This window comes from Paraburkholderia sp. J67, assembly GCF_905220265.1.
Lineage (GTDB): Bacteria > Pseudomonadota > Gammaproteobacteria > Burkholderiales > Burkholderiaceae > Paraburkholderia.
The window spans coordinates 1-16321 of sequence record NZ_CAJMZK010000053.1 but is presented as its reverse complement, the minus strand read 5'-3'; the positions used below and the strand labels follow the sequence as shown (position 1 = coordinate 16321).

Below are 16321 nucleotides of genomic sequence, written 5' to 3'. Positions count from 1 at the left end.
TGGTATTCGTGGGGTGCGGCTCAGGGGGCGAATTCTACCCTCCTGCTGCGAGGGCCAGAATGCCCCCTCTGACTGCAGAGTCGCCCATTGACGTAGCTTGTCCTGCGCCCCCGCCCGCCTCACTCTCCCGCAGCACCTCCACATCGCCCGCAGGAGCGCGCCTGCCCCAGCCGCAGGCGCCCGGCACTCACGGTCACTTCGGTCCCGCACTCGCAGCGGCAAACCCACAATCCGTCACCGGCATAGCGATCGGTCGTCAACTGGCCGAACACCTCCCCGCCCTTCAATGCGGTGGAACCCGGCCGGGACCGCCAGACACGTCGCTGCTCGCGACAGCCGCAGTCCCGCGTCAAACCGTCCACGACCGCCTGAAGCGGCGCGCTCAAGTGGGCGCCGCAGCAGCAGCGCCAGAGCCACACGTTGGCACCGCGATATTGAAGCGCAACGAGATCGCCAAACTTGCGGCCCGTGACGTCGCGACCAGGCGGGAAGGGCCATGCCGGCGGTAAGGGGGGACGGATACGCTGATTCACGAGAGATAAATGGGGTTCGGCTTCCAACTCTCAAGCATAGCCCGATCCGCACCCTGAGCGCGACGACATCCGTGCATCGTAGAATCGCTGGCGTCGTCCGCCGCCCTTCCCAAAGTGCGGCGCGACAAGTGCGGCGCGACCGCCGTCTGTCGCATTGCGCCGGACGGCACGACCACGCCTATTTGCCGACGGCCTCCAGAACGCACGCGGTGTCGCGGTCGACGACACGCTCCACGTGCTCTATATAGTCGATCGCGCCCGCTCATCGGGCACGTCGCCCAGCGCCATCCGCATCGTGCCGTTGCAGGAAGACGGCACGGCGGATGATCGTTAAAACTGGACGAAGCTCGCCATCATTTCCGCTTGCGCGTGGACTCAGGCTGCACACCGAGCGTCTCCATCGCCGCGATCACCTGCTGCATGACCATCTGCGCGGCGCGCGAAAGCTGACGCCGGCGCGCGACGCACAGGGCGAGCGTCAATGGCCGCACCCGTCGCCCGCGCAGCGGCACGAAGGCCAGCGCGCCGCTCGCGACGTCGCTCGCCACATCGAGCAGGCTCAGCACGCCAATGCCTGCGCCATCGCGAATCAACGAACGCATCATGCGGATGCTGTTGCAGGACACCCGCTCGATGCCCTCCGCCTGGTGGCTCGCATAGAGCACGCGCGTGCGCTCGTGCACGATCAGCGGCGCGGCGGGCACGAGTTGCCGGTAATCGAGCAGGCTGCCGAACGTCACGTCACGGTTAGCGGCCAACGGATGATCGGGCGGCACCACCGCGCCCAGCGGCACCTCGACCAATGCGCGAATCTCCAGGCCGCCATGCTCGGTCGGATCGAGCAGCAAACCAAAGTCCACCTCCGACGCCGCGACGAGATCCGCGACGCGCTGGTTCTCGACCACCCGCATGTCGAACGAGAGCTGCGGATAGTCGAGCCCGACTTGCGCCACAGTGCTCGCGACCAGCCCCTCGCTAAGCGCGTCGATGACGGCGATGCTCACATGCCCCCGGCGCATGCCCTGCAATTCGTCGAAGCGTTCGAGCGTGCGGCTGTACTCCTTGCGCCAGCGCCGCAGATCGTGCAGCAGCAGTTCGCCTGCGGCGGTGAGCTTGAGCCCCGATGGCAGGCGCTCGAACAGTTCCGTTTCCAGTTCGCGCTCGGCCAGCAGGATCTGCCGGTCAATGGCCGAGGCGGAGACGTGCAGCCCCTCCGCCGCCTTGCGCAAGCTGCCCGACTGGGCGACTTCGAGGAAGTAACGGGCAAAACGCGAGAAAGGCAGCATGGTCGGGGTGTACGAATTTTTGCAACAGGTTCCTGAATTATCTCTGATGGACCGCAACAGCCGAAATTCTTAAAGTGGGTTCAACACAACCCCTCCCCACGAGCCCCGACCATCATGAGCGAAGCCGCCACCTCTTGCGCCTCCGGCCCGACCTCGATCATCCATCGCGTCACGCCGGCCGCCCGCGCGCTGCCGCCCCACTGCACCTTCGAAGCCGACGACTGGCATCGGCTTTCGCGTCACTGGTATCCCGTGGCTCATGCCGATGCCGTAGGCGAAGCGCCTTTCAAGGCCACGCTGCTCGACGAAAACCTCGTGCTGTATCGCGCCGATGGCGAGCTGGTCGTGGCCCGCGACGTCTGCCCGCATCGCGGCGTGCCGCTCACGCTGGGCACGCATGACGGCAACGGCGTCGTGTGCCCGTATCACGGTCTGCGTTTCGGCGGCGGCGGCCGCTGCAATCGCGTGCCGTCGAGCCCGGACCAGGCCATCCCCGCGAAGCTGCATCTGACGACCTATCCGGCGGTCGAGCGCTACGGCCTCATCTGGACCTGCCTCGCCCCCGAAGCAGGCGAGCCGGTGATTCCGAGCATGCCCCACTGGGACGATGCGGATTTCCAGCAGATCGTCTGCCCCAAGTTCGACGTGGCCGGTTTCGCGGGACGCCAGGTCGAGGGCTTTATCGACGTCGCGCATTTTGCGTGGATTCACACCGAGACCTTCGCCGATCCGGACAACCAGGCCGTGCCGCCCTATCAACCGAAGGACACGGCGCATGGTTTCGAGGTGGACTATCGCAGCTTCGTGGGCAACTATCCGATCGGCGTCGATGGCCGCGCGCCGGGCGACTTCGAATGGCTGCGGCATTTCGAGGTGCATCTGCCCTTCACGGCCACGCTGACGATTCACTTCCCCGACAATGCGCGGCTCGTGATCATGAATGCGGCCTCGCCGGTGTCGGCGCGTCAAACGCGGCTGTTCGCGCCCATCGCGCGCAATTTCGACAAGCATTTGCCGGTCGAAGATGTGCACGCGTTCAACCTCAAGGTGTTCGAGGAAGACCGCCTGATGGTCGAGACGCAAAAGCCCGAGCGCCTGCCGCTCGACCTCACGCTCGAAGCACACATTCCGGCCGACCGCAGTTCCATCGCTTATCGACGCGGCCTGAAGCGCATGGGCTTCGGCGACTTCTTTCTCGTGTGACCCGCATGGAAACCATTCCGGTTATCGTCGATGCGCTCAGCGCGCAAGGGCGTCGCAATCTGGCGGTGCGGCTCGTGGCGGAAGACGGCGAAAGCTTGCCCGCCTTCGACGCGGGCGCGCATATCGACGTGCATCTGGCCAACGGCCTGACGCGGCAATACTCGATCGCCAGCGCGCCTCATGAGCGCGATCACTACCTGCTGTGCGTGAAGCGCGAGGCGGCGTCGCGCGGCGGCTCGGCGTATGTGCACGAGCGGCTGCGCGTGGGCGACCGGCTCACGGTGTCGCTGCCGCGCAGTCTCTTCGGCTTGCAGGACGGCGGCCACGCGCTGCTGATCGCAGGCGGTATCGGCATCACGCCGCTGCTGTCGATGGCCGAAACGCTGGAGCGCACAGGCACGCCGTTCGAGTTGCACTACTACGTGCGCGAGCGCATCGACACCGCCTTCAAGGCGCGCTGGGCTGCGGGCTTCAGGCACGGCGCGATCCATATCCATAGTTCCGTCGACGGCGACAGTCCCCGCGATGGCCTGCCCGATGCGCTGCGAACGCCGCACGACAACCGCCAGCTTTACCTATGCGGCCCGGAAGGCTTCATGCAGCACGTGACGCAGGCCGCGCGCGAATTCGGCTGGCAGCCCGCAGCGATTCATCAGGAGGCATTTGCTCCAGCCGTGATTGAGGCGGCGGGCGATGACGAGGGCTTTCAGGTCGAAGTCGCGTCGACCGGTCAGGTATTTGAAGTTTCGTGCGGGCGCACCATCGCGGCGGTGCTGCTGGAAGGCGGCGTGAGCGTGCCGCTCTCGTGCGAGATGGGCATCTGCGGCGCGTGCCTCACGCCCGTGCTCGATGGCGTGGTCGATCACCGCGATACGGTGCAAAGCGATGCGGAAAAGCGCGCGCCAAACCAGCAGATCGCACTGTGCTGCTCGCGCGCACGCACGTCGCGTATCGTCATCGACCTTTGACGCAGGCCAGCGCGCGATTCGCCATCACGTCTTGAGCGCCACGCGCGCCGGTGCGGTGTCCAGCTTGAAGCTGAACGTCGCGCCGCGTTGCGCACGATCGACGAGTTCGATCCGGCCGCCATGCAGTTGCAGCATTCGTTGCACGATCAACAATCCCAGGCCGCCCTGACGCCGCACATCGCTTGAGCTGAACGCACGCCTGAACAGGTTCGCGCGAAGTTCGGGCGCAATCCCCGGCCCCGTGTCGCTGACCACGACGCCGACCTTGTCGCCCTCGCGGGCAAGCTCGACGCTGACTTCGCCGCCGTCCGGCGAATGCCGGATCGCGTTGTCGAGCAGGTTGGTCAGGACGCGCTCGATCATGCCGAGGTCGGCGCAAACCGCGGGCAAATGCGGCGCAATATCGGCCCGCAGGCGAATATGCCGCGCCTGCGCGGCCAGTTCGAACTTCTGGAACACGTCCTGCACGACATCCGCGAGCGGAAACGTCTCCAGCGTGAGCTGGACGTTCTCATGCTCCAGTCGCGCCAGCTCGAACAGCGACTGCGCGAGGCGCCCCACCTTCGCGCTCTGTGCGAGCGCAATCGCGAGATATCGGCGGCGCTCCGTGCCTTCCAGCGTGTCGTCCTTCAAGGACAGCGTCTCAAGATAGCCATGCAACGACGTCAACGGCGTGCGCAGATCGTGAGAGATGTTCGCGAAGAGTTCGCGCCGCTCATGATCCTGCCTTTTGAGTTCGCGCCACTGCAAGCCGATGCGCTCGGCCATCTGCGCAAACGTGCGTTCGAGAATGTCGATCTCGTCGCGCGTGCCGGTGTGCGCCGCCGAGCGACTGAGCGCGAGCGGCGCCGGTTCCGATCCTGCGCGTATTGACGCATCGAAGCGACTCACGGTATCGGTCAGGCGTCGCAATGGCCGCGTAATCAGCCCGAACGCGATCAAGCCGGCGATCAAACCGAGCGATGCGACAACGGCCATCAGCCCGAGCGTGGTCCGCAACACCGTGCTTTCTGCGAGCCGCGAAGCCAGCGCGTCACGCGCCTCGCCAATCAGGACAACGTAGATATAACCGGCTGGCTGGCCGTCGGCGCCTGGCACCAGCGCGGCGCTAAACACCTTGCGGGTATCCACGCTGCGCGGATCGTCGCCCAGGATGGGCAACGGTTCGTTAGCCAGAAAACGCCGAACCGGCTGCAAGTCGACCTGCGTGCGCCGGATATGCCCCGGCGGCGCATCGTCGCCCATGATGCGTCCTTGCGCGTCGAGTAGATAGACCTCGACGCTGGGATTCACAGCCATCAGTTGTCCGAAGAGCGTGCGCAGCGCCGCCGGTTTGGGTCCGTCCGTGCCCATGAGCGCCGAGTTGCGGGCGATATGGGACGCCAGGTCATGCGAGAGAGCCTGAATGACCTCCTGATCGTGCAGATCCGACGCCCGTATCTGCAACCAGGCCGACGCCCCGCAGCACGCGAGCAGCAACACCGAAAACACGATGGATACCCGCTGCGTCAGTGAGAGTTTCACGACGCGCCTCCTTGCGCTTCATCGCGCGGCGCGGCCTTGCCCGGGGCCGTGGGCGCAAGCGGGTCGAACTTGTAGCCGCGCCCCCATACAGTGAGGATGCGCACGGGCTGCGCCGGATCGGCCTCGATCTTGGTCCGCAAACGGTTGATGTGGGTGTTGACCGTGTGCTCGTAGCCTTCGTGCTGGTAGCCCCAGACGGCATTGAGCAATTCCATGCGCGAAAACACTTTGCCCGGATGACGCGCGAAGTGATACAGCAGGTCGAATTCGCGTGGCGTCAATTCGATGCGCTTGCCGTCGACGTGCGCTTCGCGGGTGACCGGATCGATCGAAAAGCCGCCGAGTATCAGTGTGCCGCCTTCGAGCCGCAAATCCTTCGCCATCGCTTCGACCCGGCGCAGCAGAGCCTTCACGCGCGCGACGAGTTCGAGCACCGAAAAGGGCTTCGCGAGGTAATCGTCGGCGCCCAGTTCGAGTCCCAGGATGCGGTGCACCTCGCTCGAGCGCGCGCTCGTGATGATGATCGGCGTGTAGCGCGTCATGGCGCGCGCGCGCCGGCAGATTTCGAGGCCATCGACGCCCGGCAGCATCAGGTCGAGGATCAAGGCGTCCCAGCCGCCCTGCTCCAGCAGCCGCAAGCCTTCGGCGCCGTCGGCGCTGTGGACGACCTCATAGTTTTCGTCGCGCAGATGCAGCATGAGGACGTTGGCGATATCCGCGTCGTCCTCGACGATTAGCACGCGTTTGGTCTGATCCATGTGTCGATGTGTCGTTCGGGCAGGCGGGACGAAAGGAACCCGGCGCCCCGGATTGGAGCGCCCATTGTGCAGAATTTTCTGCAGACGAGTTATCACAATTAATTTTACTTTTCGTGAGGACTTCGATATCGGCCGCCGCCTAAGCTTCGTGTAAAGGATGCGCGCCGTTCCAACCCGACGGGACGGCGTTGCAGCGCACAAGGAGAGCACGATGGATATCCGTAGACGGCTTCTGTTATCCGGCGGCAGCGCGCTCGCCGTCATGGCCGCGCTCGGTCAGTGGCGTGTGAAGGCGGCCCAGCCGAACGGCGACGCCGCGTCAGGAACGGGCGAACACTTCGCCGTGGTCCACACCGACGCCGAATGGCGCAAGTTGCTCACGCCCGCCCAGTACGAAGTGCTCAGGAATGCGGGGACGGAGCGCCCCTTCACGAGCCCGCTCAACGACGAACACCGCCCCGGCACGTTCGCCTGCGCGGGCTGCGCGACGAACCTGTTCGCATCGAACACCAAGTTCGATAGCGGCACGGGCTGGCCAAGCTTTTATGCGCCGCTCCCGCACGCGGTGAACGAGCATGAGGACCTCTCATTCGGCATGGTGCGCGTTGAAGTGCATTGCCACCGCTGCGGCGGCCACCTCGGCCATGTGTTCGACGACGGGCCGAAGCCGACCGGCCTGCGCTACTGCATGAACGGCGTGGCCATGACGTTCAAGGCCGGCGCGGCCTGAACGCCTCACCCCCGGATTTCCCTACCCGACACCATCATGTTACTCATCGTCCTGGCGTATCTCGGCGGCGTGCTCACCATCCTGAGCCCGTGCATCCTGCCCGTGCTGCCCTTCGTCTTTGCGCGCGCCGATCAACCCTTCGTGCGCTCCGGCCTGCCGCTGCTCGGCGGCATGGCCGCCACCTTCGCGCTCGTGGCGACGCTCGCCGCCGTCGGCGGAGGCTGGGTCGCGCAGGCCAATCAATATGGCCGCTGGCTCGCCATCGTCCTGCTCGCCGTGTTCGGCCTGACGCTCCTGCTGCCCCGCTTCGCCGACCGCATCATGCAGCCGCTCGTGAACGCCGGCAACCGCTTGACCAACGCGGCCCAGCATGACGGCGCGCCTGGCGTCGTCTCGTCGTTTCTGCTCGGCATCGCCACGGGTCTGCTGTGGGCGCCTTGCGCCGGCCCGATTCTCGGCCTCGTCCTGACCGGCGCAGCGCTGCAAGGCGCAAGCGTCGGCACGACCTTGTTGTTGCTGGCGTATGCCGCAGGCGCGGCGACTTCGCTGGCCGTTGCCTTGCTGCTGGGCGGCCGCGTCTTCGCGGCGATGAAGCGCTCGCTGGGCGCGGGCGAATGGATCCGCCGCGGCATTGGCGTCGCGATGCTGGCCGGTGTCGCCGCCATTGCGCTGGGGCTCGATACGGGCTTTCTCACCCGCGTTTCGACGGTGGCGACCGGCGGTCTGGAACAGCATCTCGTCGACGCGTTCGCGCCGTCGCGGCATCCCGATCTCGCGATGAGCGGCGCCGCCAATGTCGCGAAGGTCACCAATGCGCCTGAAGATGCGACGAACGTCATGTCGGCGACCGGCGGTGCGATGATGCGCACCTCCGACGCGATGCAGGCCGCAACGAAGTCCTCGCTGCCGGTACTCGGTCAACTGCCGCCGCTCACGGGCGCCGTGCAGTGGCTGAACTCGCCGCCGCTCACGGCCGACTCGCTGCGCGGCAAGGTCGTGATCGTCGACTTCTGGACGTACTCGTGCATCAACTGCCTGCGCTCGCTGCCCTACGTGAAAGCATGGGCGCGCAAGTATCAGGACAAGGGGCTCGTCGTGATCGGCGTGCATGCGCCCGAGTTCGCCTTCGAACGCAACATCGACAACGTCAAGAAGGCGGTCCACGATCTCGGCGTCGACTATCCCGTAGCGATCGACAACGACTATGCGATCTGGCGTGCGTTCGACAACCAATACTGGCCTGCCCACTATTTCGCCGATGCAAAAGGGCAAATCCGCTATGAGCACTTTGGCGAAGGCGAGTACGACCAGTCCGAGCGCGTGATTCAGCAACTGCTCGTGGAAGCCGGCCACCCGGAAGCGGCAAATGTGCCGCTCGGCCTCGGCGGCACGGCGGAAAGCGGCGTGCAGGTACAGGCCGACAACGCCGATATGCGCTCCCCGGAAACCTATATCGGTTTCGAGCGCGCCAAGGGCTTCGCTTCGCCGGGTGGCGTCGCGCAGGACCGCGCCCGCGACTATCGCGCGCCGTCGAGTCCCGACCTGAACCAATGGGGACTCGCGGGGCAATGGAACGTCAGCGCCGAACACGCGACGCTGGCCAAACCCGGCGGCGAGATCGTCTACCGCTTCCACGCGCGGGACCTGCACCTGGTCCTGGGCCCGCAGCCCGACGGCAAGCCGGTGCGCTTCCGCGTGACGGTGGACGGCAAGGCGCCCGGCGACGCGCACGGCAGCGACGTGGCGCAGGACGGCACCGGCACGGTCACGGGACAACGTCTCTATCAACTCGTGCGACAGCCAGGCGACGTGGCGGATCACACCTTCGCCATCCAGTTTCTCGACCCGGGCGTGCAGGCCTTTGCCTTTACCTTCGGTTGAGCTTTCAGTTGAAACCTGTGCGCCGGGCGTGACGCGCCCGGCAAGGAAAACATCGTGACTCCCTTCTTCATGAAATCCCTGTCTGCTTCGACTCGCCAGCCCGCCTTGCTGGGCAAGGTGGCCCGCTTCGGCGCATTCGCCATCGTCATGGCGGCCGTTGCGCTGTGGCAGCGCAGCGCGCATTCCGACGAGCGCCCGGTCTCCATTCCGGCACCGGTCCAGGACGAACATGCCGGTGCCGCCCACACCGAAACCGCCGTCGTTGCGGGCGGCTGCTTCTGGGGCGTGCAGGGCGTGTTCGAGCATGTGCGCGGCGTCACGCAGGTGGCGTCCGGTTATACGGGCGGCGCGGCGGATACGGCGCAATACGAACGCGTGAGCGATGGCGACACCGGCCACGCGGAATCGGTGCGGATTACCTTCGATCCCGCCGTGATCAGCTACGGCAAGATCTTGCAGATCTTCTTTTCGGTCGCGCACAACCCAACGGAGCTGGACTACCAGGGCCCCGACCACGGCACGCAGTATCGCTCGGCGGTGTTCCCGATGAACCCGCAACAACGCAGCGTGGCGCAGGCGTATATCGCGCAACTACAAGGCGCGCATGTGTTTTCAGGCCCGATCGTGACGCGTGTCGAGCCCTTCAAGGGCTTCTATCCCGCCGAGAATTACCACCAGAACTTTCTCGCCCTGCATCCCGATTATCCGTATATCGCGATCAACGACATGCCGAAAGTGGACGCGCTGAAGAGCCTGTTTCCCTCGCTCTATCTGACCAAACCGGTGTTGTTCCAGACGGCGGCCAATACGAAACAGTAGTTGTGTATGCAACGTCAAATGACGCCTTGAAGCGTATTCGACACTTCGTCGTGAATCGCTGACAATCGACGCTTCGCGAACTCGATGAACACCGGCCATCATGAGGATTGCAGCCCTTTCGGACATTCACGGTAACCTGGCGGCGTTGGACGCCGTGCTGGACGACGCCCGTCGGCACGGCGCCGATTGCATCGTCAATCTCGGCGATATTCTTTCCGGCCCGCTGTTCCCCAGCGAAACGGCCGATCGTTTGATGGCGCTCGGTCTGCCCACTATCAAGGGCAACCATGAGCGGCAACTGCTTGGCGCAGATCCGTCCCGTATGGGCTTGTCGGATCGTTTCGCTCACGGTGCGCTGCGAAGCGATCAACTGGCGTGGATACGGGAGCTTCCGTCCGAGTTGAGGCTTGCAGATGATGTGCTGATGGTCCACGGCACGCCGCAAAGCGATCTTGAGTACTTTCTGGAGACAGTGACCGATCGGGGGTGCCGCATCGCGACGCCCGAGGAGGCCGGGCGCCGCGCGGGCGATACCGACGCTAAATTGATTCTCTGCGGGCACACGCATCTGCAACGGTCGATGCGCCTTGAAGACGGGCGTCTGATCGTCAATCCCGGCAGCGTCGGGCTGCCGGCTTACGAGGACGATCTGCCGCTGCCCCACCGTATGGAAATGGGAACCCCGCATGCGCGTTATGCCTGTGTGACGAAAAGCGCGGCGGGGTGGGATGTCGAATTCCGTGCGGTCGAATACGACTGGCATGAAGCTGCGAAGGTGGCGGCCCGCAACGGTCGGCCCGATTGGGAAACCGCCCTTCGCACTGGATATTGCTGAGCACATCAGTATTCAGTTACTTGCGCGGAACCGGCCACGAACCGCGTTTGACCACCGCCCAGTAACTCCAGCCGATCAAGACCAGCGCAGCCGCTCCCAGGAGCGTGGGCAACACCAGAAACGACCAGCCCGGCTGCGCCATGAAGATGATGACGGGATTGCTCCCAGCCGGTGGGTGAACGGTTCGCGTGAGCATCATCAGCATCAATGCGCAGGCGGCGGCGAGAGCCATCGGCACGTAGCCAGGTCCCAACAGATGCAGACAGACCAGGCCGGCGAGCGAAGTCAGGACATGCCCCCCAAGGATATTGCGCGGTTGCGAGAACGGGCTCGCGGGGAAGCCGAACAGCAACACGCAGGTCGCCCCAAACGAGCCGAGGATCCACGGTTGCGCGGTCTTATGCGCCAGCAGGCCCACGAGAGCCAGGCCAACGAACGCGCCCAGGCCAGCAAGCAAGATGCTGCTGGCCTGAACACGCCACGTGGTGGCTCCGTTGGCCCCGTTGGCGCCGGCGGAAACGGCGGACGGGGAAGCCATCGCGCTCAGGCCACCTTGTAGCGGGCCGCTTCTTCCGATCCCTTCGTCGCGTTGCCCGCGCTGTACGAGTGAGCGCCAACACCCGCGAGCTTGCCGCCCTGCACGATCAGATACTCGTTGCGGATCGGGCGTCCTTCGAAATAGCACTCGAGGATTTCGCGCGTGCCCGCAGCATAGCGAGCCTGTGCCGAAAGGCTCGTACCGGAGATATGCGGCGTCATGCCCTGATGCGGCATGCTGCGCCACGGATGATCCGCCGGCGCAGGCTGCGGGAACCAGACGTCGCCGCCGTAGCCCGCCAGTTGACCGCTCTTCAGCGCCTCGACAACGGCATCGCGATCGCACAGCTTGCCGCGCGCCGTGTTGATCAGATACGCGCCGCGCTTGAAGTGCTTGAGCGACTGCGCATTGATCATGTGCTCCGTTTCCGGGTGCAGCGGGCAGTTCAGCGTCACGACATCGCACACCCTCGTGAGGCTTTCGAGGCTCGTGTGATGCGTGAGGTTGAGTTCCTTCTCCACCGCTTCCGGCAGGCGGTGACGATCGAGATAATGCAGCTTCATGTCGAACGGCTTGAGCAGGCGCAGCACGCGCAGACCGATGCGGCCGGCAGCGACCGTACCCACATGCATGCCTTCGACGTCATACGAGCGTTCGACGCAATCGGCAATATTCCAGCCGCCCTGATTCGCTATGTTGTGCGAAGGAATATAGTTACGCACAAGGGCAAGCGTCGTCATCACCACATGTTCGGCCACGCTATTGCTGTTGCAGTAGGTGACTTCCGCCACGGTGACGCCTCGATCCATTGCGGCCTGTAGATCGGTATGGTCCGAGCCGATCCCGGCCGTGACGATCATCTTGAGCTTCTTCGCCTTCGCGATGCGCTCGGCCGTCATATAAGCCGGCCAGAACGGCTGCGAGATGACGATTTCCGCATCGTGCAGTTCGCGGTCTAGCACGCTGTCGGCGCCGTCTTTGCTCGACGTCACGACCAGTTCATGCCCGTTCGATTCCAGATACTCGCGCAAGCCGAGTTCACCCGATACGCAACCCAGCAAATGACCCGGCGTGAAGTCGATCGAGCGGGGCGTCGGCGTGGTCTGCCCGTCGGGATAGCGGGTGATTTCGGGAAGCGTGTCACGGGCATACTGCTTGGGCATGCCGTTGACCGGATCGTCGTACAACACACACACGATTTTTGCCACGATGTCTGTCTCCACTCTGATGGAATAGGAACCGGGTGCCCTGGAGGGTCCAGGCTGCCGGGTGTCCGGTCTTGCTGCGTTTGACCGGGCGACAAGCAGAGTGTTGACGAACGGCTAATCGATATCCAATCGTTTCGACGGATTAGCTGATAAGCGCGGCTTATCAAGCAGAGCGTGAGACCTCACCGATGGCTCAGGCGCGATCCAGCAACGCATCGAAACTGTCCTGCAAATCGAGTTGCTTCGCAGCCTCCCACATGGCCGACACGTGGCGCGGACGCGAAGGCAGATTGCGCGTGATCAGGCCGATTTCGCGCGTCACCTCCGGCTTGAGCGGCGTCACATCGACTTGATGGGTGGTATCCACGATGCTCAGCACGCTATGCGGCAACACCGTGTGCAGCCGCGCATGTTGCACGTTGGCGATCAGCGTGAGCAGGGAATCGGCCTCCAGGATGACGTTGGGCTCCACGGCCGCGCGCCTGAACGCGGCATTGATCACTTGACGGTTCTGCATTGAGGAATCCAGAAGACCGAACTGCAAGCCGCCGACCGCGTCCCAGCGCCCGACGCCCGAGCACGCCCCTTCGCCCGAACCCGATGGCGACACCAGCACGTAGCGTTCGCGGTAAAGCGGCAGGACATCGAATCCGGCCTGGGTCTCGTCATCGAGATAGGTAAAGCCGATGTCGAGGTCGTAGTCGTCGAGTTGGCGCAGGATCGCGGCCGAGCTCAACGAGCGCACCGAATAGCGCAGCATGGCATGCTCTTCGCGACAGGTGGCCAGCAGCAGATTCACGATGGGCATCGTCGTGGGAATGACGCCGATCCTGATCGTGCCCGTGAGCGCTCGCGCGCCCAGCGCGTCCTGGCGCATATGATCGAGGGCGGCGATGGTCTCGCGCGCCCATCCCAGGATGCGCTCGCCTTCCTCGGTGAAGCCGAGGAAGCGGCGGCCACGCTTGACGATCAAGAGGCCCAGTTCCGTTTCGAGGCTGCGTATCGCCGACGAAAGCGCGGGCTGCGAGACATTGCAAAGCTCCGCGGCGCGCGCGAAATGTTGCTCTTTGGCCAGTGTCACCAGGTAGTTGAGTTGGCGGATGAACATCGCTCGTACCTCGGGTTGCGGGAATCGGGCGGCGTCGCATCGGACAGGTTCGGGACGATCCGCCATCGTTATATCCGACGTTATATTACGATAAGCGTGCGGTCCCTACCCATTATTGGAGCGAAGCCTTCCATGAAACGTGCAAGCCAGGCGATTCTTATCGGCGTAGCGAGCCTCTATCCGCTCGTCTGCCTCGCGCAGATCGACGGTTGCGATGCGAAGCGTCATTCGATTGAGCAGGAAATCGCCTACGCGAAAGCGCATGGCAACGCGAAGCGCGTCGATGGGCTGGAAGCGGCGCTCGCGAACCTGAACGCCAACTGTTCAGACGCCGCGCTGCACGCCGCGGCGCAAGAGAAGGTCGCCAAGGCACAGAAGAAACTGGCCGAGCGCGAACACGATCTGCAAAAGGCCAGAGCTGAAGGCAAGAGCGCGAAGAAAATCGCCGATCGGCAACGCAAGGTGGACGACGCTCACGCCGAACTCGAACGCGCGCAGATCGACGCCGCACAGTAGCGAGCGCGAGCAGAACCCGGCATCACTCCGGGCCGCTGTACCCTTCCTGCGCGTAGAGACCGTGTTCGCGGCGCTTCAGTACGTCGGCCAGAAACCAGTACGCTTCACCCCAGGCGTTCAGAACGCGTTCATCCGCAGCATCGCCGAGTACGTCCTTGATGGCGGGAAGCAATGCGTTGGCCACTGCGGGATAGTGTTCGGCCTTCACATTCATCGACACGTGGCGAGCCGCGATTCGCTCTATCGCCGCGGTCAAAACGTCGAGGTTGTCGACATTGCTCGCAAAGGCGAGCAGCGCCCCGGCCAGTCGCCTGGGTTGCTCCCCGGACTGTTGGGCGGCCTCATCGAAAAGCGTCTTTATCTTCGGATCGACGAAAAGGCGCTCGTACATCCGGCTCGTGATGGCCACGCCATGCTGTTGAATAACGGGAGCCGTCGATTTGACGATCGCAATCGTTTCTGGCGAAAGCGCGCTCATGGCTAATTCTCCGCAAGACATCTGATGAGAGATCGAAAGCCCATTACCGGGGCATCCGGTTTCGGGCGGCCAGGTTTTTTTGGCGTGTCCAGGTAGAGTAGTCAAGGTTTTCCGTCCGCGCCAAATAGACCGGAGCCCAACGCCGGCCCCTTTTCGACCGTGGTAAAAATGCCAAATCGGGCGGCATCCTATTTTTGAAAAGATTCGCCGCGTGCACAGATATGCGAACATGAATTCGCGGGCCTTTGATCCGACATGATTCACGGGGGCACCATGCGCAGTCATTCGCTCACCTGGGCAGCAGTACCACACAATAGTGATGGCGTCGTTTTCGAAGTGCGCGTCGTCAGCGGACTTCAACGTTTCCATTTATCGCGCCGCGTGCTCGAAGTCGCGTTCGAACTCGAACGCCTCGCCACGGACGCAAGGCAACTCGAACACTTCTATTCGTGTCTCGATCGCATCCTGGCGCGGGCCAGCATGAAGCGCCCGATCGCCGGTTCAGACACGGTTGCCCTGCTCGCAACGGATTTCCCTTCTGCGGGCACAAGTCGACGATTCGCCGGCGAAGCAAGGCGAGCCCTCTCTTGATGGGCCGATAAACCTTTTATCAACACTGTCCTGGTTCGCGCGTTAATCGGCTCCTTAATCACACCAATAAGCGCCGCGCAACTCCATCAAAATAATAGACGCCGTGCCGCCGTATGGGGGCGGTCGCGCGATCAGCAGTCGCGCCCATCGCTCCATTCCGCAAGCGCAACCCTCCGGTCATGCCTCGCAGGTATGCCGGCAAACCTGGAAAGTCTTTTTCCACCGCCCAGGCGTCCTCTACAGTACGCCACATGGCAGTACGCGCAGCGGCACGATCCTCTCGTCACGCGGCATTGCCTTCGCAGCGGCGGACTTCGCTCGGCGAAATCAAACCCAATAATCAGGCATCCGAATGAATGAATGTGATCTGAAGCCGTTCACGCCTGTGACGAATGGTCCACTGGAACTCGCACACCGTGTCGTGCTCGCGCCCATGACGCGCCTGCGCTCCGCGCCCGGTCAGCGCAACGCCTGACCTTCACTGGAGCCACACGATGAACACCCAACCTGTCGTTTTGATTACCGGCGCACTGACCGGCATCGGCCGCGCCATCGCCCTCGCCTACGGACGCGACAAGGCCCGCGTGGTGGTTTCCGGCCGACGCGACGAAGCAGGACGCGCATTGACCGACGAACTGCGTGAACTCGGCGCGGAAGCCGAATATCTGCACGCCGATGTCAGCCGTGAAGATGAGGTCAGCGCGCTGGTCGAGCGCACGCTGGAGCGGTTCGGGCGTCTGGATATCGCCGTCAACGCGGCAGGCACCGAAGGTGAAGCCGGTCCCGTCACCGAACTGACGCCCGAACGCTACACGGCCGTGTTCGATGCGAACGTGCTCGGCACGCTGCTCGCGATGAAGCATGAACTGCGCGCCATGACGGCGCAGGGCAGCGGCAGCATCGTCAACGTGTCGTCGACGATGGGCTCGCGCGGTGCGCCCAATATGTCACTGTACGTGGCGAGCAAACACGCCGTGGAAGGCCTGACGAAATCGGCCGCGATCGAAGCTGCGCCGTTTGGCGTGCGCGTGAACGCGGTCGCCCCGGGGCCCGTGCAGACGGCCATGCTGGACCGCTTTGTCCTCACGCCCGAGCGAAAGGCGGCGCTGCTCGCAGGCGTGCCGCTCAAGCGGGCGGGCGACCCCGAGGAAATTGCCGACGCGGTTCGCTTTGTCGGCTCCGCGCAGGCCAGTTTCATGACGGGTGAAATCTTGCGCGTCAACGGCGGGCGCACTGCGGCTTGAACCTTCGCTCGCGCTTTTACGCATGTCTTCCTCGTGCCGGGTCCCCGCGAACCGGCACGCGGAGCCCCACTCAAGCCTCGACGCCCGCCAGGATGCCGGTT

At 64.1% G+C, this 16321-nt stretch carries 17 protein-coding genes; 10 read left to right on the top strand and 7 right to left on the bottom strand.

Going from position 1 to position 16321, the window contains the following annotated elements; translation table 11 throughout:
- Positions 1–886 precede the first annotated feature (886 nt).
- Entirely contained in the window at positions 887–1819 is a 933-nt protein-coding gene (locus U5782_RS40705; RefSeq protein WP_322049522.1) for a LysR family transcriptional regulator, read from the bottom strand.
- A 114-nt stretch (positions 1820–1933) separates the two neighbouring features.
- Here U5782_RS40705 and U5782_RS40700 point away from each other — a divergent pair, with 114 nt between their 5' ends.
- The gene (locus tag U5782_RS40700) at positions 1934–3022 is read left to right on the top strand and encodes an aromatic ring-hydroxylating dioxygenase subunit alpha (protein ID WP_322049521.1); all 1089 of its coding nucleotides are present in this window, start codon (positions 1934–1936) and stop codon (positions 3020–3022) included.
- 5 nt (positions 3023–3027) lie between these two features.
- The gene (locus U5782_RS40695) at positions 3028–3990 is read left to right on the top strand and encodes a PDR/VanB family oxidoreductase (RefSeq protein ID WP_322049520.1); all 963 of its coding nucleotides are present in this window, start codon (positions 3028–3030) and stop codon (positions 3988–3990) included.
- A gap of 24 nt (positions 3991–4014) precedes the next feature.
- On the opposite strand, the gene U5782_RS40690 is transcribed toward U5782_RS40695, so the two are convergent.
- Positions 4015–5514, bottom strand: a complete 1500-nt coding sequence (locus U5782_RS40690) for a HAMP domain-containing sensor histidine kinase (RefSeq protein WP_322049519.1) — start codon at positions 5512–5514, stop codon at positions 4015–4017.
- A complete protein-coding gene (locus U5782_RS40685; protein WP_322049518.1) occupies positions 5511–6272 on the bottom strand; it encodes a response regulator transcription factor in 762 nt (253 codons plus the stop codon). Before U5782_RS40685 ends, U5782_RS40690 begins: the two co-directional genes overlap by 4 nt.
- A 211-nt stretch (positions 6273–6483) precedes the next feature.
- Here U5782_RS40685 and msrB point away from each other — a divergent pair, with 211 nt between their 5' ends.
- The 4 genes from msrB to U5782_RS40665 all read left to right on the top strand — a co-directional run bounded on the left by msrB (position 6484) and on the right by U5782_RS40665 (position 10537).
- Entirely contained in the window at positions 6484–7002 is a 519-nt protein-coding gene (gene msrB / locus U5782_RS40680; RefSeq protein ID WP_322049517.1) for a peptide-methionine (R)-S-oxide reductase MsrB, read from the top strand.
- Between the two features lie 36 nt (positions 7003–7038).
- A complete protein-coding gene (locus tag U5782_RS40675) occupies positions 7039–8883 on the top strand; it encodes a cytochrome c biogenesis protein DipZ (RefSeq protein ID WP_322049516.1) in 1845 nt (614 codons plus the stop codon).
- A gap of 147 nt (positions 8884–9030) precedes the next feature.
- Positions 9031–9702 carry a peptide-methionine (S)-S-oxide reductase MsrA gene (msrA, locus tag U5782_RS40670; protein WP_322049523.1) on the top strand — a complete coding sequence of 224 codons (672 nt, stop codon included), beginning with the start codon at positions 9031–9033 and terminating at the stop codon, positions 9700–9702.
- A 100-nt stretch (positions 9703–9802) separates the two neighbouring features.
- Positions 9803–10537, top strand: a complete 735-nt coding sequence (locus tag U5782_RS40665; RefSeq protein ID WP_322049515.1) for a metallophosphoesterase family protein — start codon at positions 9803–9805, stop codon at positions 10535–10537.
- 16 nt (positions 10538–10553) lie between these two features.
- Here U5782_RS40665 and U5782_RS40660 read toward each other — a convergent pair whose 3' ends face one another.
- From U5782_RS40660 to U5782_RS40650, 3 genes are all read right to left on the bottom strand, one after another.
- On the bottom strand, positions 10554–11075 hold the full coding sequence (locus U5782_RS40660; RefSeq protein ID WP_322049514.1) for an HPP family protein: 522 nt from the start codon (positions 11073–11075) through the stop codon (positions 10554–10556).
- A 5-nt stretch (positions 11076–11080) separates the two neighbouring features.
- Positions 11081–12283, bottom strand: coding sequence for an NAD-dependent formate dehydrogenase (locus U5782_RS40655; RefSeq protein WP_322049513.1), 1203 nt, complete (start codon positions 12281–12283; stop codon positions 11081–11083).
- Between the two features lie 193 nt (positions 12284–12476).
- Complete coding sequence (locus U5782_RS40650; protein ID WP_322049512.1) at positions 12477–13391, bottom strand: LysR family transcriptional regulator; 915 nt, start codon at positions 13389–13391, stop codon at positions 12477–12479.
- Between the two features lie 132 nt (positions 13392–13523).
- Here U5782_RS40650 and U5782_RS40645 point away from each other — a divergent pair, with 132 nt between their 5' ends.
- A complete protein-coding gene (locus U5782_RS40645; protein WP_322049511.1) occupies positions 13524–13907 on the top strand; it encodes a DUF1090 domain-containing protein in 384 nt (127 codons plus the stop codon).
- Between the two features lie 22 nt (positions 13908–13929).
- On the opposite strand, the gene U5782_RS40640 is transcribed toward U5782_RS40645, so the two are convergent.
- Positions 13930–14385 carry a globin domain-containing protein gene (locus tag U5782_RS40640; protein ID WP_322049510.1) on the bottom strand — a complete coding sequence of 152 codons (456 nt, stop codon included), beginning with the start codon at positions 14383–14385 and terminating at the stop codon, positions 13930–13932.
- A gap of 273 nt (positions 14386–14658) precedes the next feature.
- On the opposite strand from U5782_RS40640, the gene U5782_RS40635 reads away from it, so the two are divergent.
- The 3 genes from U5782_RS40635 to U5782_RS40625 all read left to right on the top strand — a co-directional run bounded on the left by U5782_RS40635 (position 14659) and on the right by U5782_RS40625 (position 16220).
- Positions 14659–14976, top strand: a complete 318-nt coding sequence (locus U5782_RS40635) for a hypothetical protein (protein WP_322049509.1) — start codon at positions 14659–14661, stop codon at positions 14974–14976.
- A gap of 352 nt (positions 14977–15328) precedes the next feature.
- The gene (locus U5782_RS40630; protein ID WP_322049508.1) at positions 15329–15451 is read left to right on the top strand and encodes a hypothetical protein; all 123 of its coding nucleotides are present in this window, start codon (positions 15329–15331) and stop codon (positions 15449–15451) included.
- Positions 15452–15470: 19 nt separating this feature from the next.
- A complete protein-coding gene (locus tag U5782_RS40625; RefSeq protein WP_322049507.1) occupies positions 15471–16220 on the top strand; it encodes a glucose 1-dehydrogenase in 750 nt (249 codons plus the stop codon).
- The last annotated feature ends 101 nt before the right edge of the window (positions 16221–16321 follow it).

Bases quoted from the DNA above. Each gene is read 5' to 3' on its own strand.
- U5782_RS40640 (WP_322049510.1), bottom strand. From the start codon at position 14,385: ATGAGCGCGCTTTCGCCAGAAACGATTGCGATCGTCAAATCGACGGCT.
- U5782_RS40625 (WP_322049507.1), top strand. From the start codon at position 15,471: ATGAACACCCAACCTGTCGTTTTGATTACCGGCGCACTGACCGGCATC.
- U5782_RS40650 (WP_322049512.1), bottom strand. From the start codon at position 13,391: ATGTTCATCCGCCAACTCAACTACCTGGTGACACTGGCCAAAGAGCAA.
- U5782_RS40675 (WP_322049516.1), top strand. From the start codon at position 7,039: ATGTTACTCATCGTCCTGGCGTATCTCGGCGGCGTGCTCACCATCCTG.
- U5782_RS40665 (WP_322049515.1), top strand. From the start codon at position 9,803: ATGAGGATTGCAGCCCTTTCGGACATTCACGGTAACCTGGCGGCGTTG.
- U5782_RS40705 (WP_322049522.1), bottom strand. From the start codon at position 1,819: ATGCTGCCTTTCTCGCGTTTTGCCCGTTACTTCCTCGAAGTCGCCCAG.
- U5782_RS40660 (WP_322049514.1), bottom strand. From the start codon at position 11,075: ATGGCTTCCCCGTCCGCCGTTTCCGCCGGCGCCAACGGGGCCAACGGA.
- U5782_RS40645 (WP_322049511.1), top strand. From the start codon at position 13,524: ATGAAACGTGCAAGCCAGGCGATTCTTATCGGCGTAGCGAGCCTCTAT.
- U5782_RS40700 (WP_322049521.1), top strand. From the start codon at position 1,934: ATGAGCGAAGCCGCCACCTCTTGCGCCTCCGGCCCGACCTCGATCATC.
- U5782_RS40685 (WP_322049518.1), bottom strand. From the start codon at position 6,272: ATGGATCAGACCAAACGCGTGCTAATCGTCGAGGACGACGCGGATATC.
- msrB (WP_322049517.1), top strand. From the start codon at position 6,484: ATGGATATCCGTAGACGGCTTCTGTTATCCGGCGGCAGCGCGCTCGCC.
- msrA (WP_322049523.1), top strand. From the start codon at position 9,031: ATGGCGGCCGTTGCGCTGTGGCAGCGCAGCGCGCATTCCGACGAGCGC.
- U5782_RS40630 (WP_322049508.1), top strand. From the start codon at position 15,329: ATGAATGAATGTGATCTGAAGCCGTTCACGCCTGTGACGAATGGTCCA.
- U5782_RS40695 (WP_322049520.1), top strand. From the start codon at position 3,028: ATGGAAACCATTCCGGTTATCGTCGATGCGCTCAGCGCGCAAGGGCGT.
- U5782_RS40635 (WP_322049509.1), top strand. From the start codon at position 14,659: ATGCGCAGTCATTCGCTCACCTGGGCAGCAGTACCACACAATAGTGAT.